At 53.5% G+C, this 25,224-nt stretch carries 26 protein-coding genes and 2 tRNA genes; 14 read left to right on the forward strand and 14 right to left on the reverse strand.

Translation table 11 applies throughout. The annotated features are described in order from the left end of the window. Positions 1 to 89: 89 nt before the first annotated feature. From MWU61_RS10775 to dnaG, 11 genes are all read right to left on the reverse strand, one after another. The gene (locus MWU61_RS10775; protein WP_247128370.1) at positions 90 to 602 is read right to left on the reverse strand and encodes a chemotaxis protein CheD; all 513 of its coding nucleotides are present in this window, start codon (positions 600 to 602) and stop codon (positions 90 to 92) included. A gap of 280 nt (positions 603 to 882) precedes the next feature. Beyond that, positions 883 to 1,269, reverse strand: coding sequence for a response regulator (locus tag MWU61_RS10780; protein WP_247128371.1), 387 nt, complete (start codon positions 1,267 to 1,269; stop codon positions 883 to 885). An 11-nt stretch (positions 1,270 to 1,280) separates the two neighbouring features. Further along, a complete protein-coding gene (locus tag MWU61_RS10785; protein WP_247128372.1) occupies positions 1,281 to 2,138 on the reverse strand; it encodes a CheR family methyltransferase in 858 nt (285 codons plus the stop codon). Next, the gene (locus MWU61_RS10790) at positions 2,128 to 2,604 is read right to left on the reverse strand and encodes a chemotaxis protein CheW (RefSeq protein WP_247128373.1); all 477 of its coding nucleotides are present in this window, start codon (positions 2,602 to 2,604) and stop codon (positions 2,128 to 2,130) included. The genes MWU61_RS10785 and MWU61_RS10790 overlap by 11 nt, the downstream gene beginning before the upstream one ends. Beyond that, on the reverse strand, positions 2,597 to 4,717 hold the full coding sequence (locus tag MWU61_RS10795; RefSeq protein WP_247128374.1) for a chemotaxis protein CheA: 2,121 nt from the start codon (positions 4,715 to 4,717) through the stop codon (positions 2,597 to 2,599). The genes MWU61_RS10790 and MWU61_RS10795 overlap by 8 nt, the downstream gene beginning before the upstream one ends. 1 nt (position 4,718) lies before the next feature. Continuing rightward, positions 4,719 to 5,087 carry a response regulator gene (locus MWU61_RS10800; protein ID WP_247128375.1) on the reverse strand — a complete coding sequence of 123 codons (369 nt, stop codon included), beginning with the start codon at positions 5,085 to 5,087 and terminating at the stop codon, positions 4,719 to 4,721. Continuing rightward, positions 5,077 to 5,370 carry an STAS domain-containing protein gene (locus tag MWU61_RS10805; protein ID WP_247128376.1) on the reverse strand — a complete coding sequence of 98 codons (294 nt, stop codon included), beginning with the start codon at positions 5,368 to 5,370 and terminating at the stop codon, positions 5,077 to 5,079. Before MWU61_RS10805 ends, MWU61_RS10800 begins: the two co-directional genes overlap by 11 nt. Before the next feature lie 173 nt (positions 5,371 to 5,543). Then, entirely contained in the window at positions 5,544 to 5,951 is a 408-nt protein-coding gene (locus tag MWU61_RS10810; protein ID WP_247128377.1) for a secondary thiamine-phosphate synthase enzyme YjbQ, read from the reverse strand. A 12-nt stretch (positions 5,952 to 5,963) separates the two neighbouring features. Next, positions 5,964 to 6,233 carry an HlyU family transcriptional regulator gene (locus MWU61_RS10815; RefSeq protein ID WP_247128378.1) on the reverse strand — a complete coding sequence of 90 codons (270 nt, stop codon included), beginning with the start codon at positions 6,231 to 6,233 and terminating at the stop codon, positions 5,964 to 5,966. A gap of 1 nt (position 6,234) precedes the next feature. Then, complete coding sequence (gene rpoD, locus MWU61_RS10820) at positions 6,235 to 8,217, reverse strand: RNA polymerase sigma factor RpoD (RefSeq protein WP_247128379.1); 1,983 nt, start codon at positions 8,215 to 8,217, stop codon at positions 6,235 to 6,237. A gap of 151 nt (positions 8,218 to 8,368) precedes the next feature. Then, positions 8,369 to 10,330 carry a DNA primase gene (gene dnaG / locus MWU61_RS10825; RefSeq protein WP_247128380.1) on the reverse strand — a complete coding sequence of 654 codons (1,962 nt, stop codon included), beginning with the start codon at positions 10,328 to 10,330 and terminating at the stop codon, positions 8,369 to 8,371. Between the two features lie 398 nt (positions 10,331 to 10,728). Here dnaG and MWU61_RS10830 point away from each other — a divergent pair, with 398 nt between their 5' ends. Genes MWU61_RS10830 through MWU61_RS10840 form a run of 3 tightly spaced genes read left to right on the forward strand, consistent with a single transcriptional unit; the run spans position 10,729 to position 13,333 of the window. After that, positions 10,729 to 12,189: a TadE/TadG family type IV pilus assembly protein gene (locus tag MWU61_RS10830; RefSeq protein WP_247128381.1), complete on the forward strand. Its 1,461-nt coding sequence runs from the start codon at positions 10,729 to 10,731 to the stop codon at positions 12,187 to 12,189. After that, on the forward strand, positions 12,186 to 12,749 hold the full coding sequence (locus MWU61_RS10835) for a pilus assembly protein (protein ID WP_247128382.1): 564 nt from the start codon (positions 12,186 to 12,188) through the stop codon (positions 12,747 to 12,749). Before MWU61_RS10830 ends, MWU61_RS10835 begins: the two co-directional genes overlap by 4 nt. After that, a complete protein-coding gene (locus tag MWU61_RS10840; RefSeq protein WP_247128383.1) occupies positions 12,746 to 13,333 on the forward strand; it encodes a hypothetical protein in 588 nt (195 codons plus the stop codon). The genes MWU61_RS10835 and MWU61_RS10840 overlap by 4 nt, the downstream gene beginning before the upstream one ends. A gap of 18 nt (positions 13,334 to 13,351) precedes the next feature. On the opposite strand, the gene MWU61_RS10845 is transcribed toward MWU61_RS10840, so the two are convergent. Further along, positions 13,352 to 13,840 (reverse strand): hypothetical protein, encoded by a 489-nt coding sequence (locus tag MWU61_RS10845; RefSeq protein WP_247128384.1) that lies wholly within the window; start codon positions 13,838 to 13,840, stop codon positions 13,352 to 13,354. A gap of 59 nt (positions 13,841 to 13,899) precedes the next feature. Further along, positions 13,900 to 14,844 (reverse strand): NAD(P)-dependent oxidoreductase, encoded by a 945-nt coding sequence (locus MWU61_RS10850; RefSeq protein ID WP_247128385.1) that lies wholly within the window; start codon positions 14,842 to 14,844, stop codon positions 13,900 to 13,902. A gap of 147 nt (positions 14,845 to 14,991) precedes the next feature. On the opposite strand from MWU61_RS10850, the gene MWU61_RS10855 reads away from it, so the two are divergent. Continuing rightward, positions 14,992 to 15,903, forward strand: a complete 912-nt coding sequence (locus MWU61_RS10855) for a pirin family protein (RefSeq protein ID WP_247128386.1) — start codon at positions 14,992 to 14,994, stop codon at positions 15,901 to 15,903. A 52-nt stretch (positions 15,904 to 15,955) separates the two neighbouring features. On the opposite strand, the gene MWU61_RS10860 is transcribed toward MWU61_RS10855, so the two are convergent. Beyond that, on the reverse strand, positions 15,956 to 16,549 hold the full coding sequence (locus MWU61_RS10860) for a TetR/AcrR family transcriptional regulator (RefSeq protein ID WP_247128387.1): 594 nt from the start codon (positions 16,547 to 16,549) through the stop codon (positions 15,956 to 15,958). Positions 16,550 to 16,668: 119 nt separating this feature from the next. Here MWU61_RS10860 and MWU61_RS10865 point away from each other — a divergent pair, with 119 nt between their 5' ends. The 10 genes from MWU61_RS10865 (at position 16,669) to MWU61_RS10910 (ending at position 25,224) form a co-directional block, all read left to right on the forward strand. Beyond that, positions 16,669 to 16,977, forward strand: a complete 309-nt coding sequence (locus MWU61_RS10865) for a hypothetical protein (protein ID WP_247128388.1) — start codon at positions 16,669 to 16,671, stop codon at positions 16,975 to 16,977. A 54-nt stretch (positions 16,978 to 17,031) separates the two neighbouring features. Then, on the forward strand, positions 17,032 to 18,318 hold the full coding sequence (locus tag MWU61_RS10870) for a homoserine dehydrogenase (RefSeq protein ID WP_247128389.1): 1,287 nt from the start codon (positions 17,032 to 17,034) through the stop codon (positions 18,316 to 18,318). Positions 18,319 to 18,429: 111 nt separating this feature from the next. Then, positions 18,430 to 19,398: a class II fructose-bisphosphatase gene (glpX, locus tag MWU61_RS10875; RefSeq protein ID WP_247128390.1), complete on the forward strand. Its 969-nt coding sequence runs from the start codon at positions 18,430 to 18,432 to the stop codon at positions 19,396 to 19,398. A 92-nt stretch (positions 19,399 to 19,490) separates the two neighbouring features. After that, positions 19,491 to 21,248, forward strand: a complete 1,758-nt coding sequence (gene recJ / locus MWU61_RS10880) for a single-stranded-DNA-specific exonuclease RecJ (protein WP_247128391.1) — start codon at positions 19,491 to 19,493, stop codon at positions 21,246 to 21,248. Positions 21,249 to 21,320: 72 nt separating this feature from the next. Then, positions 21,321 to 21,395 (forward strand) — tRNA-Glu (locus tag MWU61_RS10885). Positions 21,396 to 21,440: 45 nt separating this feature from the next. Next, positions 21,441 to 21,515, forward strand: a tRNA-Glu gene (locus MWU61_RS10890). 269 nt (positions 21,516 to 21,784) lie between these two features. Continuing rightward, positions 21,785 to 22,789, forward strand: coding sequence for an ABC transporter substrate-binding protein (locus MWU61_RS10895; RefSeq protein ID WP_247128392.1), 1,005 nt, complete (start codon positions 21,785 to 21,787; stop codon positions 22,787 to 22,789). 51 nt (positions 22,790 to 22,840) lie between these two features. Then, positions 22,841 to 23,629: an ABC transporter ATP-binding protein gene (locus tag MWU61_RS10900; RefSeq protein WP_247128425.1), complete on the forward strand. Its 789-nt coding sequence runs from the start codon at positions 22,841 to 22,843 to the stop codon at positions 23,627 to 23,629. Continuing rightward, positions 23,629 to 24,387, forward strand: a complete 759-nt coding sequence (locus tag MWU61_RS10905) for an ABC transporter permease (RefSeq protein ID WP_247128393.1) — start codon at positions 23,629 to 23,631, stop codon at positions 24,385 to 24,387. The genes MWU61_RS10900 and MWU61_RS10905 overlap by 1 nt, the downstream gene beginning before the upstream one ends. 54 nt (positions 24,388 to 24,441) lie before the next feature. Then, positions 24,442 to 25,224: an HAD-IIB family hydrolase gene (locus MWU61_RS10910; protein ID WP_247128394.1), complete on the forward strand. Its 783-nt coding sequence runs from the start codon at positions 24,442 to 24,444 to the stop codon at positions 25,222 to 25,224.

The raw sequence follows: 25,224 nt of genomic DNA on the forward strand, positions 1-25,224 counted from the left end.
TCAGAATAACACTTGAACTTGTAAACAAGCGAAGATTTCTACGGGACCTAGCAACGACAATTCGATTGGGCCCGAGCAACCTACCAACGCTAAAAAAACATGACTTCAGATGGCGATTTACGATGCGACGTGATTTCTTCAGTTACGGTTTCAGCCTCACTTTGGATGAGCCTCACGTCGACCTTACCGATAGTGGGTAGCATTGTGATCCGCCGCGCAAGGGTTCCGCCAACATCTTCAAACTCTAGTGGGATACTCTCATTTCCCAAATACTCGCGGGCAAACGCAATATTGCGCGCGCCGACATCGCCTAATGCGGCATTCATCTTGCCGCCTCCGTATAAGCGGGCCTTCATCGTTTTTTTACTCGCTCCAGCTTTCAATAGTTCGTTCACCAACAACTCCATCAAAAACGCACCATACTTTACGTTACTTGCGGAATCGCCGTTTCCCCCGGGCAAAAGAAAATGGTTCATGCCACCAATTTCAGCCTTAACGTCATAAATACAGGCCGCGATACAGGACCCCAAAACGGTAGTCAGTTGATCTTCAACCAAAGATGAAACCGAGTACTCGCCTTGAACGACACTTTTGATACTCATACTGCCTCCAATCCAGAAACTCCTTACTAGGACGCAAAATTAGATGAAGCTATTTTCTACGTTCAACAATGTGCTTCGCCAACCATCTTTGCCAAGCTATTCCAGCACTTTTTGCACAATCTCGAATAGTCGTCGCCAAAGTTGGTTTCATAAACTTCCCCAACCAAACATCCCTTAGATTTCCCGATGGATAACCGACTTGTCTTTCAGGTAAAAACCATTGCAATAACATACACGACTTCGAAATCTGAATGAGGCCCAAGACATTACGCGCTTAAATTCAAAGCCGTCCAACAACTTGCTCGATACATGCCTTGAGTTGCTGGGTCGTAAATGGCTTTTTTATCATGTTATTCATACCCAACGCTTTTCCTTTTGCGACTATCTCCGCAGTCGGATTTCCGGTGATAAGGATAAAGCCTACACCCTTTGTGAGGCGGTTAGAACGTAGCTTCGCTAACAATTCCAATCCATCCATGACGGGCATATTCATATCAGACAGAACTAAGTGCACCGGCTGCTTTCCGATCCTCTCAAGGGCCGATTGACCGTTATTTTCGGTCGTATTGTTCCATATCTTCATCTCCTCTAGGGATTGCACGATCAAGCCCCGACTAGTTGGCATATCATCAACAACCATAACTTTTAATGCATCGCGTAGCGACATTTCGGACCCCTTCAAAGATTGCCTTTTGTTTTTTCAAACGCTGTTATGCCAATTTTTTTAAAATGTTTCTCCGCAACACCGGATAGTCGTTCTGCCTGCCCAAGAAATAGCACGCCGCCATCTTTGATCCTGCAATGGAACTGCTTCCAAAGCAGGTCTTGTGTCGCACGGTCAAAGTAAATCACGACATTACGGCAGAATATGAAATCAAATCCCGCGACTTCTGCTCCGATGTTCATTAGATTAATATTGCGGAAACTTACCCGGCTCTTCAATTTGGGCTTAACCTCAAATTCGCCCAAGCGCAGTCGGCTTTGACAAAAAAGCTCGCCTATTCTTGATCCGTCCAAATTTTGAGTTTCCTCTTTCAAATATTGACCTGACTTTGCCTTACGGAGCATAGAATCGTCGACATCGGAAGCAAGTATGTCGAAATCCACATGGGGAAAAACTGAACATAGTTTGTCCAAGACAAGTGCGATCGAGTACGCTTCCTGCCCCGAGGAGCAACCTGCGGACCAGATCCTAAAGTGCGTTTTTTCCGCAGTTAGCTCGCACTTCCGAGCTATGATCTTACGCAACAACTCAAAGTGGTGGCCTTCGCGAAAGAACGAAGTGACGTTTGTCGTGAGCAACGAAATAAAGTGCTTTTCTTCACAACCACCCACTTCGAGGGATCTAAAATATGCTTCGAAGTCCGTCTCACCGACCAACCGCATACGCCTAGCTATTCGAGAATATAACAATTCGGTTTTGGCTTCACTTATGGTCAAGCCGATTTCATTCTTTGCGAAACCTGATACCTTTTCGAAATCTGATTGGCTGAATTCTATATCGTTGGAAACTGTAACAGATCTATCAGATTGCATTTTCAAGAACTTCTTGGTGTGCGAGGAGAACGTCAATATCCACAATGCGCGTCATGTCATCTCCATTTGTAATAACGCCCCGTACCAAGTGATTAATCGTCCCAGAGTTCATCTTTGGAGCTTCTTTAATGTCCTCATTCGTTACTGTCAGAATCTCCGAAACCGCATCGACAAGAAAACCCACCATCTTCGTTTCAAAGCTGGTAATTATTATTACATTTCTCTTCGTAGGTGATATAGGATCGAAACCCAACTTAATAGCGAGATCCAAAATTGGAATTACGGCCCCTCTTAAGTTAACAACCCCCAAAACATAGTTCGGAGAGTGCGGTAACATCGTGATCGGCTCCCACCTTCTAATTTCTCTTATTCTGTCAATTTCAATGCAGAAGCTTTGTTTTCCAACAATAAGTGAAATGAATTCTAAAGAGAAACGTTCCATTGCGTTCACCTGCCCGTCAAGCATGCGTCACCTCCATCATACCCACCGCTTCTTGGCCTTTGAAATCTACACCTTTACTAGGAACAGAATCAGCAATTCCATCGGGGTCTATGATCAAAGCGATCTTCCCGTCTCCCAAAATGGTGGCTGCCGATATCCCAGGAATCTTCCCGTAGCTACCCTGCAAGCTCTTGATAACAACCTGCCGCTGATCTGAGATTGAATCGACAACAAATGCGCACTGAGATAATTTTTCGGTCCTTACCAGCAGTAATACTTTGTTTGCTAGCGGTTGAGCACGCTCTAGCTGACCAAGCGCAATCGCCACGTCAACGATCGGGACATATTCGCCCCGAACACGGAGTATAGGATTGCCGTCACCGATTTGGAAGATCTCTGACGCTTTCGGTTGAATCGTTTCAATTATACTTGAAACCGGAACAACCATAGTTTGCTGGCCGACGTCCACAACCATGCCGTCCATAACAGCCAACGTCAGTGGAAGACTAATCGAGAAAGTCGAGCCATTGCCTGGAACACTAGAAATCCCAATTCGACCGCCTAATGCGGAGATGGCAGTCTTGACGACATCCATCCCGACGCCCCGCCCCGACAGGTTTGTCACCTCTTTCGCAGTGGAAAAACCCGGTGCAAACAACAGTTGGTCAATCTCACCATCGGTGAGTTCAGCTTCCTTATTCACAATACCTTTTTCAACCGCAATGTTTTTGATTCTTTCGCGATCAAGACCTGCACCGTCATCTGTGATTTCGATAAGGACGCTGCCGGACCGATGTTGCGCGGACAGCGTGACGGTTCCTGAAGTGGGCTTACCGGCGGCTAACCTACGTTCTTCATCCTCGATACCGTGATCAATTGCATTTCGGATCATGTGGGTTAGTGGATCACTCAACCGTTCTACCAGCGTCTTATCTACTTCAGTTGCCTCGCCTTGCGTCACCAATTGCACTTTCTTACCAGTCGACGAAGTCACTTCTCTAACTATTCGAGCCATTCGCTGGAAAAGCGGCTTAACAGGCTGTGCGCGAATTGCCATAACACCTTCCTGAATTTCGCGTGCTAAATGCTTGTAATCTTCAAGGTCCACTTGAATATCATCCGACTTTCCAAGGCCGGCGTCTTGAATTCGCTGCGCGATAACCGATTGATTGATGATGAGTTCACCAACGGAATTTATGAGGCGATCGACCCGCTCCAGGTCAACGCGCAATGTTGCCTTTGCTTCGCGATTGTTGCTCGCAGGTGCGCTTTTAGCTATTGGAATCTGTTCTTGTGAGTTCCCTATACCTACATCTTTTTTATGGTCTTCCTCTACAATTCTGGAGGGAGATATCACAATTGGCTCAGCAGCACTTTCGACCGGCGTTTGATCCGGTGCGCTGAGCCGACGCGTAATCGTAATTTCACAAAGGTCATCGACGAAGCTAAAAACTGCGGCAATTACGTGTTCTTTTTCTTCAGTTTTGAGGTTCAGTCGCCATTTGAGATAGCTCGATTCCCAATCACCTTCTTCCAGATCATCCGGCACATTGGACGCGTCAGCAACTAGACTAAGGTCCCCAAGCCCCTTCAGCGCACTGAATAGGTGCTGAGGTTCATTACCGACTTCATAGAAATTTCTGGTAGGCGCGAATTCGATATCGAAACCATCCGTTCGCTCTCCATCAATCTCCGCAGGTCCTGGGATATCAAGGACCATGGGCTCAAACGTGAACTCTTCTTCAGGTTCGTCTTCTTCAATCAAGAATTCGTTCAATGCCGTTGTCGCAGCGTCAACAGCGGCCTGATTGATCTCTGTCTCCATTCTGGCCGCGTCGATCAGCTCGATCAGGACATCGCCCGATCGCAGCAGAACTTCAGTCAGCTGTTCATTGATTGTTAATGTCCCGGATCGAACAGCGTCGAGAACCGTTTCGAATTTATGCGCAAACCCAACGAGGTTCTCTAATCCGAATGCCCCGCCTGATCCCTTGATAGAATGAACGGCACGAAACACTGCATTTACGGTTTCTTTGTCACCCCTACCATCTGCAATGTCGTTTAAGCCATCGGTTAATGCGTCGGATAGGTCCTCGCATTCTTGAAAGAATATGTCGCGAATACTGTTGCCACTCATGTCATGCTCCCGTGACACGTTTCAGGGCAGAGATAAGAGACACATCGTCAAATGGTTTTACAATCCACCCCGTCGCGCCTGAATTGCGCGCGCGTGACTTAAGGTCATCACCGCTTTCCGTCGTTAGAACGAGAATGGGTACACGGTTATTTACGTCACCTTTTCGAATTGAGGAAATGACGCCGAAACCGTCCATGTTTGGCATATTGATATCTGTAATGACAACGTCGGCATTTGCATCTTGAAAAGCCTTCACACCGTCCACGCCATCATCTGCAGTCGTCACATCAAACCCGGCACCGACAAGTGTCTCTGTCAGCAAATGTCGAATTGTACGGGAGTCATCAATGGCCAGTACCTTAATTGTCATGAGAAATCCCTTCCATATTGACCATTTGAGTAAGGCCCAGGTTTTCCATCGTGGTCACAAAGGGATCCGATGGGGATGCAATTTCGAAATCGTGGCCGTCATGCGACCAAGTTTTTGCAGCCATCACAAATAGTTGCGCTGCGATTGTGTCCATCTTGGTTACGGCTGATCCATCAAAGGTAACGGAATTCCCTCTATTTGCCTTGAGAGCATCAAAAATGGGACCACAGGCCGCGGCGCGCATGTCGGCAGGGAGAACAAGGAGATCATCGAGAGTCGGCATTCAGGCTTCATTCCCATCACTTCGTTGAATCAAGTGGCATAAACCACGGTCAAACGGATAGCAGTTAGAGAACTAACAAACGGTGAAGCATCGCAAGATAATTGCGGCTTAAGAATGCAGAGCTTAATTCAAATCCTCGAGCTTAGGCCATAAATGACGTGCACCGCCGAGGCTTAACGAGAAAGATGCGCGACAACCGTCCTTTGATGCGCACGGTCGCGATGTTCGAAAAGGTAAATACCTTGCCACATTCCCAAGCGCATTTTGCCATGTGTGACAGGAATTGATAATTGCGTCGGCAGCATCGCTGCTTTGATATGCGCTGGCATATCGTCCGGCCCCTCGTAGGTATGGGTCAGGTAGGACATCGACGGATCGGTCGTTGGCGGCACCAAGCGCGAAAAGAAGTTCTGCAAATCCAATTGTACTTCTGGATCAGCATTCTCCTGTATCAGCAGGCTGGCAGATGTATGTTGGACCATCAACGTGAGCAGGCCGGTGCCGCTAACCCATCGTGCGACGTCGTCTGTAAATTCATACAATCCAGGGCCGCGTGTAGTGATGGAAAAGTCGGTCTGCAAAGCACCCTCACGTCAGTCGAACAGACGGTCGCCTTGTTGGTCAATAACCTGTTTGGCCTTCGCCTGCGATGCGGCGACAGCCGCTTCGAAGCCTTCTAACGTATCAGCGCGGATCAATTGGTGTGACTTCAGTTCGCCGTTCACGTCTTTTTCAATACGCGCGGCGATGCGGAACCGTTTTCCGTCTTTCATCGGTTCCGCAAAAATTCGGAAACCGTTGTATTCTTCGGCGACGGGCCCCTTCGGAGCACCGCCGCCAAATAGCTTGGAAAACAAAGACATCTTATTGATCCAAGAAGGACCGCAGTTTACGCGACCGGCTTGGGTGCTTCAGCTTGCGCAGTGCTTTCGCTTCGATCTGGCGAATACGTTCGCGTGTCACGCTAAACTGTTGACCAACCTCTTCCAGGGTGTGGTCTGTGTTCATCCCGATGCCGAAACGCATCCGCAGAACGCGTTCTTCACGCGGCGTAAGCGACGCCAGCACACGTGTTGTTGTCTCTTTAAGGTTCTCTTGAATCGCAGAGTCCAACGGCAAAATCGCGTTTTTGTCTTCGATGAAATCGCCAAGCTGTGAATCTTCTTCGTCGCCGATTGGCGTTTCTAGAGAGATCGGTTCTTTTGCGATCTTCATAACCTTGCGGACTTTTTCCAAAGGCATCTGCAGCTTTTCTGCCAATTCCTCTGGTGTCGGTTCGCGACCAATTTCGTGCAACATCTGGCGGCCGGTCCGGACCAGTTTGTTGATCGTTTCGATCATATGAACCGGAATACGGATTGTACGGGCCTGATCCGCGATAGACCGCGTGATCGCCTGACGGATCCACCATGTCGCATAGGTCGAGAATTTATAACCGCGGCGGTATTCAAACTTATCAACCGCCTTCATCAGGCCGATGTTACCTTCCTGAATAAGATCAAGGAATTGCAGGCCACGGTTCGTGTACTTTTTCGCAATCGAAATCACGAGACGCAGGTTCGCTTCGACCATTTCTTTTTTGGCCTGACGCGCTTCTTTTTCGCCCTTTTGAACCTGCTGCACGATGCGGCGGAATTCAGTGATGTCGACACCAACATATTGGCCGACTTGAGCCATATCGCCACGCAGACCTTCGATTTTGTCAGTCGAGCGTTCGATCAGCATCTGCCAACCGCGACCAGCCTTCTGACCCATTTCTTCGAGCCAGTTCGGGTCAAGTTCACGACCACGGTACGCGTCAACGAATTCACGACGGTTAATACGCGCTTGGTCAGCGAGTTTAACCATAGAGCTGTCAATTTGCATGATACGGCGATTGATGCCGTACAGCTGGTCGATCAGGGCTTCGATCCGATTGTTGTGCAGGTGAAGCGAATTCACCATTTCAACGATTTCAGAGCGAAGTGCCTGATATTTATCTTCTTCTTTCGCAGAGAACGATGAATCTTCGTTCAATGTCGCTGACATCCGCGCGTCTTGCATGTCAGACAACATCGCGAAGTCACGAGCGATGATTTCCAGCGTTTCAAGCACACGTGGCTTTAGCGCAGCTTCCATCGCTGCCAATGACATATTGGCCTGATCTTCTTCATCGTCGTCGTCTTCTTTTGCGATCGGGTTGCCATCAGCGTCCAGCTCTTGCGCTTTTTCGCCTTCAGCTGGTTTAGCCGCAGTGTCTGTACCCGGCGTCACAACCGCAACGTCGTCGTCGCCATCTTCGCCCATCGTGTTACCGAAGGTCGTTTCGAGGTCGATCACATCGCGCAGCAGGATGTCTTCGCTCAACAATTCGTCGCGCCAGATCGTGATCGCTTGGAATGTCAGTGGGCTTTCGCACAGCCCGAGGATCATCGTATTGCGGCCCGCTTCAATGCGTTTCGCAATCGCGATTTCGCCTTCACGTGACAGCAGTTCTACGCTGCCCATCTCGCGCAGGTACATGCGTACAGGATCGTCCGTGCGGTCCAGTTTTTCGGCTTCAGCCCCACCAAGTACCAGTTCGCGCGCGCCGGCAACGGTGGCAACTTCGCGTGATCCCTGATCGGTTTCTTCGCTTTCTTCTTCTTCGGTAACCTGAATGCCCATTTCAGACAGCATCGACATCACGTCTTCGATCTGGTCCGAAGACACCTGATCCGGCGGCAGCACCGCGTTCAGTTGGTCGTATGTGATGTAGCCTCGTTCACGGGCGTCCGCGATCATCTTTTTGACCGCGGCTTGGCTCATATCTAAAGAGCCATCATCCTGGTCGCGATCTTTGCGGTCGTCGTTATCCTTAGCGGCCATGGGCGGCTCCTTCAGAGTCGTGTCGCGGGCAGGTCAGCCCGAAAGGTGATTCGCATGATTCGGTTAAAATCGAATCAACGAGGAATTTGGGTGATTCGCAACCACATCGGGCGCGATTTATTGTCGTTGTTGCGCTGAATTCAGTGCGAGATCAGGATCGTGTCCCTTTTCCAGGGCGCGCATTTTCCATGTTTTCCAACAACTTATCAAAAGCGCTGCGTTCGTCTTTGTTCAGCATTGATCCGTTTTCTACTTTTACAAAGTCCGCTGTGTCATCGGTGTCGGGGCGTACAGAGGTGTCGATCGACTTTGCAGCCTGCGACAGCCGCCATGTCAGGCCTTCGTCTACTTGGCCCTGCATTTCTTCCATACCGTCACGCAATTCGCGGTCATGGCCCCGTTTCGCGGCCAATTTCCCGAGTTCTTCACCCAAACACATCGCAGCAATTTCAACTTCACCCGCGCGGCGGACCGCTGGGCTGATCTTCACGTGGGTTTGGGAAAATAGCTTTTCAAGTGGCCCTGCCCCAACTTCTTGAAAGATTGCTTCTTTGATATCCTCGGCCTCTGCATGACGCAGAATGACGTCACGCAGCATTGCGTGATCAGGGTCCGCGCAATCCATTCGTTCGATCTGATCCTCGAATGTAATAATCACAGATGGGGTGGCAATCAGCGTCGCCAAAATCACCGCTTCGCGCAGGTGTTCGGTGCGCGCGGCCCCTGCCCCAAGCGCCGAAGATTTGTTCGACGCAACGGGGCTCATCTGGTTCTGCCAAGGCACACCTTTCGTAAACGCCTGCCGCTTGCCCGGCACATATTGCGCCTTTTTTGGTTTGAACAACGCCCAGCGCAGTTCTTTGATGGCTTCCCCGTAGTGGGACCGGATGGACGTATCCTGAATCAGCTTAATCTTTTCGCGCAGCGCCTTATCAAGCCCTGCTTTGCGTTCCGGACTGTCGAAAACCTTGCCTTCGGTTTCGCGCCGCCACAGCAATTGCACCATCGGGATCGCCTGATCCAACAGGGCCTGCATCGCGCTGGCCCCTTTCTGTTTGATCAGATCGTCGGGGTCCATGCCTTCGGGCATCAAGGCAAAGCGCAACGACTGCCCGGCTTCCAGCAAAGGCAGTGCAATATCAATCACGCGCATCGCAGCCCGCAGACCCGCCGTGTCGCCGTCCAAAGCGATGATGGGTTCCGGTGCCATGCGCCACATGAGGCGCAGTTGGTCCTCTGTAATGGCGGTGCCAAGGGGGGCCACGCAAGACGGGAACCCCGCCTCTGACAACGCGATCACATCCATGTAGCCTTCAGCCACGATCAACGGATTGCCTTTGCCAGCCGCTTCACGCGCGGGGCCGTGGTTGAACAGTGACCGGCCCTTATCGAACAAAGGCGTTTCGGGAGAATTGTAGTATTTGGCCGGATGGTTCGGATCCATTGCCCGCCCACCGAAACCAATCGCGCGCCCGCGTGCGTCGCGAATGGGGAACATGATCCGGTTGCGAAAGCGGTCATAAGGCGACCCGCCCCGTTCACTTTCAGCCGCAAGACCAGCTGACATGACCAAGTCCAACGGGACGTCTTTGCCCGTCAGGTGCCCCATCACACCGCCGCGTTCCGGAGCGAAACCAATTTCCCAACGCGCCTGCGCATCAACAGACAGCCCGCGCCGTTCGAGATATTCACGCGCCGCAGCCGCCGCGCCTGTCTTAAGCTGGAGTTTATGCCACTGCACGGCCTGCTCCATCACATCGACCAGCTGTGTCCGCTTGTCGGCCTTTTCTTGGGCGCGTGGGTCGCGTGCGGGCATTGTCATGCCAGCTTCGCCTGCCAGAATCTGAACTGCCTCCATGAACGACACGTTTTCTGTTTCGCGTACAAAGGAAATCGCATCACCTTTGGCGTGGCACCCGAAGCAATAATAAAACCCTTTGCGATCATCGACATGGAAGCTCGCTGATTTTTCCTGATGGAACGGACACGGCGCCCAGAAGTCACCTTTACCTTGGTTCGACTTACGGCTGTCCCACATGACTTTACGCCCGACTACGTCACTAATGGACAGTCTGGTACGTAGTTCGTCGATGAATCCAGGGGGTAAGCTCATATCCTTTTTATCACCAAATCCCTCGGAAGAGTCGAGGACAAGCGTATCAATTTTATCGTAAATGATTCTCTAACGAGTGAGCTGCAAGGAGCCGACGCATTGCGCGTTTATGGACAATCAAACCCATCTTAAAAAACCGTTTCCAAAACTGTAACCAATCGAAAATTTGCCCCAAATGATCCGTGAAAAAACTTCGCGGTGCCCTAGACGAGCATCCCCCTTATTTACAGGCAATTGGATCAATTCGCACAAATCGCGACACGGTTTCGCCACATTTCAGGTCCGTTCGCCACATTTCAGCCAAAGATGCTGGTCTAAAACACCATCCATATTGCTGTCGCACAGGCAAAAGGCGTGGGGACCGATCGTTTTGTGCAGCTTAACCAGGGAATACGTTCATGCGCCAACTACCCAACTGCGATGACCGCAGTAAGCTTGCCGCCAGAAGGCAAGATATCATCCGGAACTTTATATACCGTGAGGACGGCTCTTTAGTCGTATTCGCATTGTTCCTCATTCCAATGATGCTGATCTTGGGCGGTATGGCCGTCGACTTCATGCGTTACGAAGGTAAACGTGCTGTCATCCAAGACACTGCCGACCGCGCTGCTCTGCTCGCGGCGAACCTTGAGTTCACGAACGTGGGCGAAGGTGCTGCAGTTGTCGAAGACTACTTCGCCAAAGCTGGTCTCGACGAGTACTTGGACGGCCCTGCCATCGTCACCGAGAGCATTAACAACCGGACGGTAGAAGTGAACGTGGCCCAGCCAATGAACACATTCTTCCTGAACATGGTTGGTATTGATCAGATTGACGCATCCGCGCACTCTGTCGCCACCCAAGGTGTTGGTAATGTCGAAATCTCCCTGGTGCTCGATATCTCTGGCTCAATGCGTAATGCGACGAAAGACGCAGACGGTAACGCTACCGGCTTGACCAAGATGGAAGCGATGAAAGCTGCCGCAACAACGTTCGTAAACACTGCCCTTCAGGACAGTAACCAGGACCGCGTTTCGCTGTCGCTTGTGCCTTACTCTGAGCATGTGAACATCGGACGGACATTGTTCGACCGCCTGAACACAGACCAGAAGCATAACTTCTCGCATTGCGTCGACTTTGACGATGCTGACTTCGGCGTGTCCGGGATCGACGCCGGCCGTACCTACAGCCAAGGTCAGCACATTGATCACTGGTCAACAGGCAGCACGATGCACAGCCCGAACTGCCCTAGCGAATCCTACGAGCAGGTGACTGCTGTTTCTCAGGATCGTGCGGCATTGGTTGCGCAGATCGCTCAGTTCCAACCAACCACTCAAACGTCGATCTTCCTCGGCATGAAGTGGGGCCTGGCACTGCTTGATCCGTCAACAAAAGCGCTGGTATCACCTGATGTTGACGGTGCTTTCTCTGGTCGCCCGGTTGCCTTTTCGACGGACACCGTAACCAACGACACACGTAAGGTTCTTGTGATTATGACTGACGGTCAGAACACTGAATCCACACGGGTCAAACCAGAAATGTACACTGAACCAAGCCATTTTGCGCATTGGGGTCAGCGTCCGGTTCGCAACTGGAGAGACAACAACCTCTTCACAAGCAATCACAGCTGGTCCGAGTACACAGAGCAGCATTACACGAACTCTGAAGGCAACGCGCTTTTGGCAGCTTCTTGTGACGCAGCCCGTGAAGCCAACGTGCAAGTCTTTGCCATCGCTTTTGAAGCAGGCAGCAACGGCGAACAGGTTATGGCCAACTGTGCGACTACTGTGAACCACTACTTCAACACCAACGGTGATGACCTGAACGCTGTGTTCCGTGCCATTGCCGAACAGGTAACAGACCTGAGGTTGACACAATGATGACCACTCTTCAGAAAATGGCGCCTCTTTCCAAACTGGCGAGCGCCGCCAAATCCTTCTGCCGCAAAGAAGACGGCACCAGCACGATCGAATTTATGATGGTCCTGCCTGCTGCTATGTTCTTCTTCGCTGCAACATACGAAAGCGGAACAATCGGTCTGCGTAACGTGATGCTCGAACGTGCGGTCGACGTGACCGTTCGCCAAGTTCGGATCGGTGCGGTAGAAAACCCGACGCACAGTCAGCTCAAAGAGATGATCTGTGAATCGGCTGCGATCATTCCGGACTGCCTGAACAGCGTAAAGCTGGAGATGGAACGTAAAGACCCGCGCAACTGGACAGACATGAACACAGACCGTGACTGTGTCGACCGTGCTGCAACCGGCGAACCAGTGATCAACTGGACCACTGGTGGGAACAACGACCTGATGGTTCTGCGTGCCTGCGCGATCTTTGATCCGATGTTGCCAACCAGTGCTGTTGGGGCCGCAGCCCAAGACGCAGGTGGCGTTTATGCCCTTGTTGCAACCTCATCCTTTGTTGTGGAGCCATACCAATGATACATATGCCTCGTATCCGCGCCGCAGTCGCCGGGTTCCGCAAAAGCGAGAACGGATCTGCCTCAATCGAACTTCTGTTCATGGTACCGCTGCTGTCTTTGATCACCTTCTCGATGGTGACCTACTTTGCAGCGTTCCGCGCACAGACCCACGCCACACGTGCAGCGACCGTTATGACCGACATGGTCAGCCGCGAAGTTGCCGCTGTGACACCTGAGTACATCGCAGGTGTTGAGGGTCTGATGAAGACGCTGGTGCACACAGACGAAACTCCAGAGTTCCGTTTGACTGCATTCACATACGATGAAGAAGACGAAACCTACATGGTGGCTTGGTCGAAAGATTCAGGCATGTACGGCGCGATGGACCATGCGGCCATCAACGAAGTGTCGCACCGTTTGCCAACACTGAAAGACGGCCAGCGTGCGCTTTTGGTAGAGACAAGCGTAGAATACACACCAATGCTGGACATCGGTTTGGGAACACGGACGTTTGAAAACTTCAACGTCGCTGCCCCCCGCTTTGTTCCGCAGCTGTGCTTCTTGCCAGATGAAAGCGCTGATCCAACTTCGGCAGAGTGCTAAGAAAATGCGTGGTGCTGATTATTCGGCACCACGTGCGGCGACCCGCAGTGCGATTTGTTCAGCCATGAATTTGGATTGACCAGCTGACACGGCACCGCCCACACCAACATAGCGCCCAAAGCGCCACCACAACCCCGGGGCCCAGCCACGGGGTTGTTTTGTTTTAAGCTTCAGCGTGAAACCGTTCGATGGCTTAAATGCAAATGCACCACGATCAACGTTGATGATATCGTCCAGCTTTGCGATGAGCGTCCCATCGCTGCTGGTCAATGCATCTGCCGACATGAAGATCTCTGTCCGCGTGGACCTGCGCAATGCTTCCGCCAAGACCAGCGATCCGATGCCCAGCGCCAGCACGATGATCAGCAATGGCAATGCGGGCGGATCACCCAGTGCCACGTAGATCAGCAACATACCCAAAACATAGATCACGCCACACGCAATGATCCGCCGCCCAGCTGATGCGCCAACGACCGCCAAAATACCGTCTTCGTCCGGTTGAAACATGAAGAGCCCCCTCTTTGTTTGAAGGCCCCTTACCTGCTCTGTGCTACTTGCGAAAGGGATTACCGGTTCGGAACGACCTCGTATCCCGGTTCCTCGGGTTCATCATCGATCAATTCATCGGGAAATCCGGGTGCTGTGATATCAAGTCCAGTGATGTCTTCGAGCCTGCGGATAATGTCGTCAGATTGCGTCCGTTCGCCATATTTTGCGATGCCATCTTCGAAGATCGACACCATGAGCGGGCTGATTTCAAGCGGCACGTTGTGACGTTCTGCGATGGTCTGAAACAGACCGATGTCCTTCTTAACCAAGTCCATTGTAAAATTCACATCGCGGCAGCCGTTCAAGATCAACTGACTTTCTGTTTCGTGGACAAACGACGTGCCAGAGCTGATTTTCATCGCCTCATATGTCGTCGCCAAATCCAAACCCGCGGCTTTCATCGTGACCATCGCTTCGCAGACCGTGAGCAAATTCGCGGTCGCGAGATAATTCGTCATGACCTTGAGCGTACTTGCCGTGCCAATCTCGCCAGTGTGCAAGACGCGGCGCCCCAACACCGTCAGAATCGGCAAGACCCGTTCGAACGTCGCCCTGTCACAACCAGCGAAGATACTAATGTTTCCCGTGTCCGCGCGGTGGCACCCACCCGAGACAGGGCATTCCACCGCCATGCCGCCTTTTGCGATCACGGCCTTCGCAAGCCGCGCGACTTCTGCCGCGTCGGTCGTGGACATTTCCATCCAAATTTTGCCTTCACGCACCTCGGGCAGCATTTCGGACACGACGGTATCGCAGGCGGCAGGCGATGGAAGGCACGTCACAACGACGTCGCAATCGCGCATCAGTTGCGCGGCACTTTCGCCTGCTTTCGCACCTTTTTCGACAAAGCTAGCGACGAAATCCGCGTTCAGATCATAGACGTGTAAGTCCTTGCCATTGCGCAACAAACTTCCGGCCAGCTTGCCGCCGACGTTCCCCAAACCAATAAATCCGACCTGCATGATATTCCCTTTGATGTTTCCCCAACGCTGTGGCGAAACGCCTGCCCCGTCTAGTCCAATTCCGACACATGCTGTGCGCAGCTGCACAGTAGTGATTATTGTTGGACCGTCTCGTGCGCCCTATCTTTGCGTTAAAGGAGATACACCATGTCCATTCGACCAACGTTAGAGACACGCGCCGCCGTTCCCACGCTGGAAGGCGCAGGCGTCAAGTTGCATCGCGCATTCGGATTTCATGATCCGTCCGAGCTGGATCCGTTCCTGCTATTTGATGATTTCCGAGGCGACACGCCGTCGGATTTCGAGAAGGGTTTCCCATGGCATCCGCATCGTGGGATTGAAACGATCACATATATTCTGGACGGCACTGTGACCCATTCAGACAGTCTAGGTAATTCCGGTGATTTGAATGCTGGCGACGTGCAATGGATGACCGCAGGGTCCGGCATTTTGCACCAAGAAATGCCGACTGGGAATGCCAAGGGCCAGATGCACGGGTTCCAGCTTTGGGCGAATTTGCCCGGATCGATGAAGATGACCGCCCCGCGCTATCAGGATGTTACTGCAAACGATATTCCAACCGTCGTTGATGACGACGGCACGTCTGTTCGGATCATCGTTGGTGATTTTTGGGGCAAGAAAGGTCCCGTTGACGGTATTGCCGCAGACCCGCAGTATCTTGATATTTCCGTCCCTGCAGGTATGCGAAAGACGTTCAAAGTTGATACATACCGCCGTGCGTTTGCTTATGTTTTTGCGGGTGCGGGACGTTTTAGCGACGCGTCAACCCCGTCCGGTGTTCTGCTGGAAAAAGAGGTCATGGGCGAGGAATACAACATCCGCGATCTGTCCGGAAACCGTACTTTGATCCGCTTCGGCACAGGTGATGAGGTGACCGTTCAAGCGGGTGAAGAAGGTATTCGGTTCCTGCTGATCTCAGGTGCCCCCATCGAAGAACCCGTCGCGTGGCACGGTCCGATCGTCATGAACACCAAGGATGAAATTCGGCAAGCTATGCGGGATTTGAACAACGGGACATTCATCAAACCGGCCCACTAGTGACGTCCTACAGGTCGCCCTCATGGCGGCCTGTTTTCTCGTCAATTCGGATTCATCTGTTTGCAGACACCGCGCGCAACACCAGATCGCAGAACGCTTCTTCCAGTTCTGCTTGTGACAATCGCCCGTCAGCACGATACCAATTCGTCATCCCTGTCAGCTGCGCAATAACCGACAGAACGGCAATTTTCCGGTCTACGAAGGAAAACGACCCGTCCGCCTCGCCGGCGATCAGAATGTTTTCCAGCGCTTTTTCGTAGTTGTTCCGCAAGTCCTGAATTGCCGCGAAGTTTTCTTCGGACAGATTCCGCAGTTCCATATAGGACACAAAGACTTCGTCGCGCCGTGGCAGGTGAAACCGGATGTGGAAACGTGTGAAGGCTTCAAGCTGTTCAACAGGTGTGCCTTCAATCGGCGTTTCGGCGTAAGCGGCCAGCAGATTTTCCATATGATGGCGCATCAGATCGAACAAAAGCGTCTGTTTATCAGGGGTATAGTTGTACAAAGCGCCAACCTGAACGCCGACATCTTCTGCAATTTTGCGCATAGAAACGGCGGCACATCCATACCGCGCAATCAACCGCAAAGCGGATTCCCGAACCTTGGGTCCGGTGGTTTCGGAATGAGAGCCTTGTTTACGTGCCATACGCTACTGTAAATGAACGCTTGTTCATATGGGAAGCCCCAAATGGCATTCCTTTGCCGACCTGCCTTGCACCTGTTGCGCCCGCGTGGGTAAATACACGCAAACCACAGGACGTGTTAATGCTGCTTCGCCAATTCATTATGCTAACTGCGTTTGCCGGGTTGGCGCATTGCGGGACAATCCCCGATGTTGGCGGCACATCTGCGGACGCGGCGCGGGCCGCGGATTTTCCCGAACTGGTAGCAATTGATTCTTTGATTGAACGGTCTGAAACAATCGCGCCACAAATCACGCCAGCCTCAATCGCGATAACCAACGACAGAATCGCTCAATTGCGCAATCGAGCCGGTGCCCTGCGTCGCCCAGTCGTTGATCAAGCAACACGTGCCCGCATGCGTGCGGCAATTGCACGAGCCGCGTTGCGGTGACCGCTCAGATTGGGTAACAGGCCCTAGATTTTCACGACAACGACGGATGCCCCGATGACACAGCCCCTTCGCCTTGGAATTGCCGGTCTTGGTACGGTCGGTGTGGGCGTCGTCCGCATCGTTCAAAAACACGCAGACTTGCTTGAGGCACGTTGCGGGCGCAAGATCGTCATCAGTGCCGTTTCGGCCCGTTCCCGCAGTAAAAACCGCGACGTCGATTTGTCCGACTACGCGTGGGAAGATGATCCAGTTAAGCTGGCGGCGCGTGATGATGTTGATGTTTACATCGAATTGATGGGCGGGTCCGAAGGCCCTGCAAAAGCGTCGACCGAAGCAGGCATCGCCGCTGGCAAAGACATCGTGACGGCGAACAAGGCATTGCTGGCCATCCACGGTCAGGCGCTCGCCGAGGCCGCAGAGGCCAAAGATCAAGTGATCCGGTTTGAAGCTGCGGTTGCGGGCGGTATCCCGGTTGTGAAATCTCTGACCGAAGGATTGGCTGGCAACGATATCAACCGGATCATGGGCGTCATGAACGGCAGCTGTAACTACATCCTAACACGGATGGAGGACGCCGGCCTGTCTTACGAGGCCGTCTTCGATGAGGCGAACCAACTTGGATACCTCGAAGCTGATCCTGAACTGGACGTGGGCGGAATCGACGCGGGCCATAAGTTGGCGCTGTTGGCGTCGATTGCATACGGCACCAAGGTGAACTTTGCTGGCGTTGATCTTGAAGGTATCGGGTCGGTCACCATCGAAGATATCCATCAAGCTGCGGATATGGGTTACAAAATCAAGCTTTTGGGCGTCGCGCAAATGACGGGTCGCGGGCTGGAACAGCGCATGTCACCTTGCCTCGTGCCCGACACATCACCGCTTGGTCAGCTGCAAGGCGGGACCAACATGGTTGTGCTCGAAGGCGATAGCGTCGGCCAAATTGTGCTGCGTGGCGCTGGTGCGGGCGAAGGCCCAACAGCAAGCGCCGTGATGGGCGACGTCATGGATATCGCACGTGGTCTGCGCATTTCAACGTTCGGGCAACCGGCTATCGGTCTGCGCGAAGCCCGCTCTGCCCATTCCGCAATTCCTGCGCCGTACTACCTGCGGATGCAGTTGCTGGACAAACCGGGTGCGCTCGGAAAAGTCGCCAAGCTGTTGGGTGAGGCTGGCATTTCCATCGACCGGATGCGCCAGTATGGCCACGATGATACCGCGGCACCCGTCCTGATCGTGACGCATAAAACAACAAGGACCGCGCTGAACGAAGCGCTTGAAGCGTTCGAATCCACCGACGTCGTGAGCGGCACACCTGTTGCTATTCGGATCGAAGCAGTCTGATCTGTAGCCCTTGTCGGGTTAAGTTTTTCGTTGAATGTTAGCGTTCACAGCGTTGTCTTGCGCTGTGTCTTCACGCTAGGTCGGGACTGAATTCTCCCGAAGGACTGCCAGATGCCTGATCAAACTGACTTTAACGACCGTTCCCTTTCGCTTGGCCTTGCTCGCGTTTCTGAGGCCGCAGCCATCGCTTGCACCCCGTTGATCGGGCGTGGCGATGAAAAAGCAGCGGACCAAGCTGCCGTAGACGCGATGCGGACCCAGTTAAACAAATTGGATATCTCTGGTGTCGTTGTGATCGGCGAAGGTGAACGCGACGAAGCGCCTATGTTGTTCATCGGTGAAGAAGTCGGCACCGGCAAAGGCCCCGGCGTTGATATCGCGCTCGACCCGCTGGAAGGCACGACGCTGACCGCCAAGGACATGCCAAACGCGCTGGCCGTGATCGCGATGGGCCCGCGCGGGTCAATGCTGCACGCACCTGACGTTTACATGGACAAGCTGGCGATTGGACCGGGCTACCGCGATGGCGTTGTGACGCTAGACATGTCGCCTGCGGAACGTGTGTCTGCATTAGCAGCCGCAAAAGGCTGTTCCACGAATGACATCACAGTCTGCGTCTTGGAACGCCCCCGGCATGAGCAGATCATCGAAGAAATTCGCGGCACGGGTGCTGCAATCCGCTTGATCACAGATGGTGACGTCGCAGGCGTGATGCATTGCGCAGAAGCCGCGAAGACAGGCATCGACATGTACATGGGGTCTGGTGGTGCCCCCGAAGGTGTGCTGGCCGCCGCTGCATTAAAATGCATGGGTGGTCAGATCTATGGCCGCCTGACATTCCGCAATGACGACGAACGCGGCCGTGCGGCAAAGGCTGGTATCACGAACCTTGACCGCGTCTACACGCGTGATGACATGGTGACCCAAGACGTGATTTTTGCTGCTACTGGTGTGACAGATGGCAACCTTGTTCCAGGGATTAAGCGGGAAGTCGGTTTTGTCACCGCAGAAACGATCCTGATGCGGTCAAAGACTGGTTCAGTGCGGCGCATGCAGTATCGCAATCCTATCGCTGGATAAAAGCGACGCTCCGGCGGCGATACGCGTTGTTTTGATGAAATGAAGATAAGGGGCGTGGCCAAGGCTGCGCCCTATCTGTATTGTGCCGTCTTATGAATACACCACAAGATAAAGCGTTTTTGGGCGTTGTTTCTTCGGTCACGGGACGCCGTTGGATCGGTCCGGGATTGGTCGAAGATCGCGCGTCAGAGGCTATGGCACAATCCACTGGCCTGCCCGCCCCATTGTGCCGCACTTTGGTGCGCCGCGGCGTGGCCCCTGAGGATGCAGAGACGTTCTTGGCCCCGACCTTGCGCGACCTACTGCCGGACCCGCGATCCTTGAAGGATATGGAGCCCGCAGCCGCCCGTTTTCTAGCCGCCTTGAACAAGCGCGAACGGATCGCGGTTTTTGCTGACTATGATGTGGACGGCGGCACTTCTGCGGCTTTACTTTTGTCTTGGCTGCGTGACATGGGCCACCGTGCCACGCTTTATGTACCGGACCGCATTGACGAAGGGTACGGGCCGAATGACGACGCTATGGCCGCACTGGCTGTTGATCACGATCTGATCGTTTGCGTGGACTGCGGCACCCTATCCCACGGCCCAATCGCGGTTGCGGTTGGGGCTGATGTTGTCGTGTTGGACCACCACTTGGGCGGCGAAACGCTGCCTGAGGCGTTGGCTGTTGTGAACCCGAACCGGCAAGATGAAACCGGTGATCTGGCTCATTTATGTGCTGCTGCCGTTGTTTTCTTGATGCTTGTCGAAGTGAACCGTCAGATGAAGGTCGCCGGTCAAAAAGGTCCAGACTTGATGGCTTTGCTTGATCTCGTGGCACTGGCGACTGTGGCGGATGTCGCGCCGTTGGTCGGCGTGAACCGTGCGCTGGTGCGCCAAGGCTTAACCGTGATGGCGCGCCGCCAACGGATTGGCCTGACGGCCCTTGCCGACGTTGCGGGCATGGATCAGGCTCCGACGTCGTATCATCTTGGGTTCTTGCTGGGGCCGCGCGTGAATGCGGGCGGCCGTATTGGCAAAGCGGATTTGGGCGCGCGCCTTTTGGCGACCGATAACCCGCAAGAAGCCAGCGACATGGCCGCCCGTCTGGATGAATTGAACACGGAACGTCGAGAAGTCGAAACGCAGGTCCGTGATTTGGCGATGGTGCAAGCCGAAGATCGCGGCTTTGACGCGCCTTTGGTTTGGGCTGCGGGCGAAGGATGGCATCCGGGTGTCGTGGGCATCGTGGCATCGCGTTTGAAAGAAGCGACCAACCGCCCCGCGATTGTTATTGGCCTTGATGGCGACGAAGGCAAAGGATCAGGGCGGTCTGTGTCGGGCATCGACCTCGGCGCGGTGATCCAACGGGTCGCGGCTGAAGGATTATTGATCAAGGGCGGCGGTCACAAAATGGCAGCGGGCCTGACCGTTGCGCGTGACAAGCTTGATTCGGCGATGGCGCGGATTTCAGAGCTGCTGGCCAAACAAGGCGCAGGCGATATCGGCCCCGCCGATCTGCGTCTGGACGGCATATTGATGCCCGGTGCCGCGTCTGTTGAGCTGATCGAACAAATCGAAAAAGCGGGTCCCTTTGGTGCGGGCGCCCCTGCCCCACGTTTTGGGTTTCCGGACTGCCAAATTCTGTTTGCAAAACAAGTTGGTGCAAATCACCTCAAGGTCACGTTCGGCGATGGTCTGGGTGCGCGGATCGACGCAATTAGCTTTGGCGCGATGGACGGACCGATGGGTCCAATGCTGATGAAGCACAACGGCGCAAGGTTTCATTTGGCCGGACGTTTGGAAGTAAATACGTGGCAAGGCCGCAGGTCGCCGCAGCTGCGTTTGGAAGATGCGGCCCCTGCTTAGAAAAGTGCGAAAAGTCCGAAAAAGGGACTTGCTCTTGGAGTTGCCATTTACTAGAAGCCGCGTACCAAGCGTGGTCCCTTCGTCTATCGGTTAGGACGCCAGGTTTTCAACCTGGAAAGAGGGGTTCGATTCCCCTAGGGACTGCCATTGGTACAACATTTGCGGTTATACCCTTAATCGCAGACCAAGCGCGGTCCCTTCGTCTATCGGTTAGGACGCCAGGTTTTCAACCTGGAAAGAGGGGTTCGATTCCCCTAGGGACTGCCATTGGATCTGAATTTACACCAAAATCAAACAGCTGCATGCCACGATTGGCATCGCTTGGATTGGCGTGTTTTCTGAATGGTCGTTGAAGTGACGGTCGTCCTTCGCACTGCGATGGGCCACCCACTTGCACAAAAGGTAGGCGTTAAGTCGATTTACGCCCAATTTATAGACTTTTCCGATTGGTCACTCGTGCATTCACCTGCTGTTCTCTGGGCCTCATTCCACATTTACGGAACGGTCACCCTGTCACACCACACGGGGAATCTTTCATGTTTTACAAATCAATCTCGGCAGTTGTCGCGATGACGTTGGCGTCTTCGGCTTGGGCCGAGACAGACCTGCCCTTCGCGCTAGACTGGAAATTTGAAGGGCCATCAGCGCCTTATTTTCATGCACTCGACGCAGGCTATTTCGCAACCGCCGATCTGAACGTCACGATTAGCGAAGGATCTGGTTCGCTAGATGCCATTCCGAAGGTCGCAACAGGCGCCTTCCCTGTTGGATTCGCCGACATCAATTCCCTGATGCGCTTTCTCGACCAAAACCCGGGCGCGCCCGTCACTGCCGTGATGATAGTTTACGACAAACCGCCGTTCGCCGTTGTAGGCCGCAAGTCGCTGGGCGTCGAAGCCCCTGCGGATTTGGAAGGCAAGGTATTGGGCGCACCGCCACCTGATGGCGCTTGGGCGCAATTCCCGATTTTTGCAGCTGAGACAGGCATCGACGCGGATGCGATTACAGTCGAACCCGTTGGCTTCCCGACGCGCGAACCGATGTTGGCTGAAGGTAATGTTGCCGCCATCACCGGCTTTTCATTCTCTTCTACTTTGAACCTGAAACGTTTGGGCGTGCCGGATGACGACATTTCGGTTTTGTTGATGGCCGATTACGGCGTCGATTTGTACGGCAACGCGATCATCGTGAACACGGATTTTGCCGCCGCGAACCCTGAGATCATCACTGGCTTTTTGTCCGCTGTCGGCTTGGGCTGGAAAGACGCGATTGCGACGCCTGACGCAGCGATTGCGGCGCTGATGGAACGTAACCCGGCTGCCGATGCGGCACTGGAAACAGAGCGTCTGCAAATGGCGATTGATGCCAACGTCCTGACGGATTTCGTAGCTGAAAACGGCATGGGCACGATTGACGCGGACCGCATGGCCAGCGCGATTGAACAGACGAAGTCTGTGTACGAGTTCACGACTGAACCTGATGCGGCGCTTTACTTCGATGGAAGTTATTTGCCGACAGATGGCAGCTTGATGTTGAAATAAGGAATTGGGCCGTCGCGACTGTCGGCGGCCCATCTACCAAAGGCTATTACAATCGAAAACCTTATCGAAATCAAAGGCGTAACCCACGCATACGCCACTGACAGCGGCCCTCTTCCCGTGTTAAACGGTTTAGATGTTGCGGTTCCTACTGGGACATTCGCCGCTGTTGTCGGCCCATCTGGTTGTGGCAAATCCACGCTGACCCGATTGGTCGCAGGGCTGTTGAAACCTGACGAAGGCGAAGTGTGGCTGCACGGCGAACGCGTCAAAGGCCCGCGCAATACCGTTGGCATGGCGTTTCAAAATCCAGTGCTGCTGGAATGGCGGACGATCCTTGATAATATCATTCTGCCGCTTGAAATCGTCGCCCCCCGCATGTCCCGTAAAGACCGCGTCGCGCGCGCGATGGACCTGCTCGATATGGTCGGACTGACGGGATTTGGCGACAAACGTCCGTCTGAATTATCCGGCGGGATGCGCCAGCGTGCGTCGCTGTGTCGATCCATCGTACACAAGCCGGATGTGCTAATTATGGACGAACCATTCGGCGCGCTGGACGCGTTTACGCGCGAAGATCTGTGGCAGACAATGCGTGATCTGCGCCGCGCTGAACCGTTTACGGCCGTTCTGATTACCCATGATCTGCGTGAAAGCGTCTACCTTGGCGATCAGGTCATCGTTCTATCGGGTCGCCCCGCGAAAACCCAGTTTGTGATGGACATCGACCTGCCCGAAGATCGCGGTCTCGATGTGCTGTACACACCAAAGGTCGCGGACATGCTGCATGTGCTCCGCGATCAAATCAAAATCGCGCAAGGCCGCGACGCAGAGGTGCATTGATGCTGCGTAAGATTGCCGTTCCAGTCCTGGCCGTGTTGATTTTCATCGGACTTTGGGAAGCCTTGGTTTGGGTCAATGACTGGCCGAACTACAAAATGGCGTCTCCGTCCGATTTGCCGCCAGCATTCTGGAAATACAAAGAGCTTTTCTTCACGATGGGCTGGCAAACGCTTTGGCGGACTGTCGCGGGGCTGTTGCTGGCGGTCATTTTCGGCACGGCCCTAGGCATGATCATTGGCTTTTCCAAGATCGCACGCGATGCGCTGTACCCGCTTTTGGTCGGCTTCAACGCAATCCCAAAAGCCACCTTGGTGCCCGTGATTTCCTTGATTTTCATCGGACAGCACGATTTCAATACGGTGCTGATGGCCTTCATGATTTCCTTCTTTCCCATCGCGGTGTCTGTGGGGATCGGCCTATCGACGCTTGAACCCGAATACCGTGATATTTTGCGTGCCCTTGGTGCGTCTCGCTTTACGATTTTCCAGAAAATCGCGCTGCCAAAGACGCTGCCTGAATTCTTCGGTGCGCTGAAAGTGTCAGCGACGTTGGCCTTTATCGGCACGAATCTGGTCGAAATCGTCAGCCCGCATGGCAAAGGTTTGGGCGCGTTGTTCAAGTCCGGCGAAACCAACGGCGACTATCCCTTGATGTTTGCGGTTCTGATTGCTTTGGCCTTTCTCGGGATTGTTTTGTACTATGCCGTTATCGTCCTTGAACGTTATTTTGCAGGCTGGGCAGAACGGGAGGCAAGCTGATCAATTTCGCCTTCACTTCGCGCGCAACGGTCTCTGACTTTGGGGCACTCTAATATGGCTAGCCGTTTGCCATTGATGGTTTTCACCGACCTAGACGGGACGTTGATTGATCACGACACATACGCGTGGACGCCGGCGCAACCTGCCTTGTCTGCCCTCGCGGGCATCGGGGCTGCGGTCATTTTGGCCAGTAGCAAAACAGCGGCCGAGGTTAGCGTGCTCCGCACTGATCTTGGGTTGGATCAATGGCCCGCGATTGTCGAAAACGGCGCAGGCCTGCTACCTGCCGAGACAACCGAAGTCGTCAAAACGGGGACTTACCCCGAACTGAGAAGCGCAATTGGTGACTTACCCGCAGAGTTGCGCGTACAGTTTGTTGGTTTTGGCGATATGTCCGCAAAACAGGTTTCAGACATCACGGGCCTGCCGGAAGACGACGCAAAGCTAGCGCAGCAGCGGGCGTTTTCTGAGCCGGGGCAATGGCGTGGCACTGACGCGCAGAAGCGTCGATTCATTGAGCATCTGAAAGACCAAGGGATCATTGCCCAGCAAGGCGGTCGGTTTCTGACCCTGTCTTTTGGTGGCAACAAGGCCATTCAAATGCGCGACATAATTCAAACCTACGCGCCCCAACACACCATCGCGTTGGGTGATGCCCCGAACGACGTACAAATGCTGACGACCGCAGACTACGGCGTCGTGGTCGCAAACCCGCACCGTGCGCCACTGCCCCCCTTGGCGGGTGAAACTGAAGGCCGGATCATACGAACAAGCGCTGCAGGCCCCATCGGCTGGAACGCGGCCATTCTTGAATTGCTCGACCGACCAAAACTGTAA

The organism is Loktanella sp. F6476L (assembly GCF_023015725.1).
Lineage (GTDB): Bacteria > Pseudomonadota > Alphaproteobacteria > Rhodobacterales > Rhodobacteraceae > Yoonia.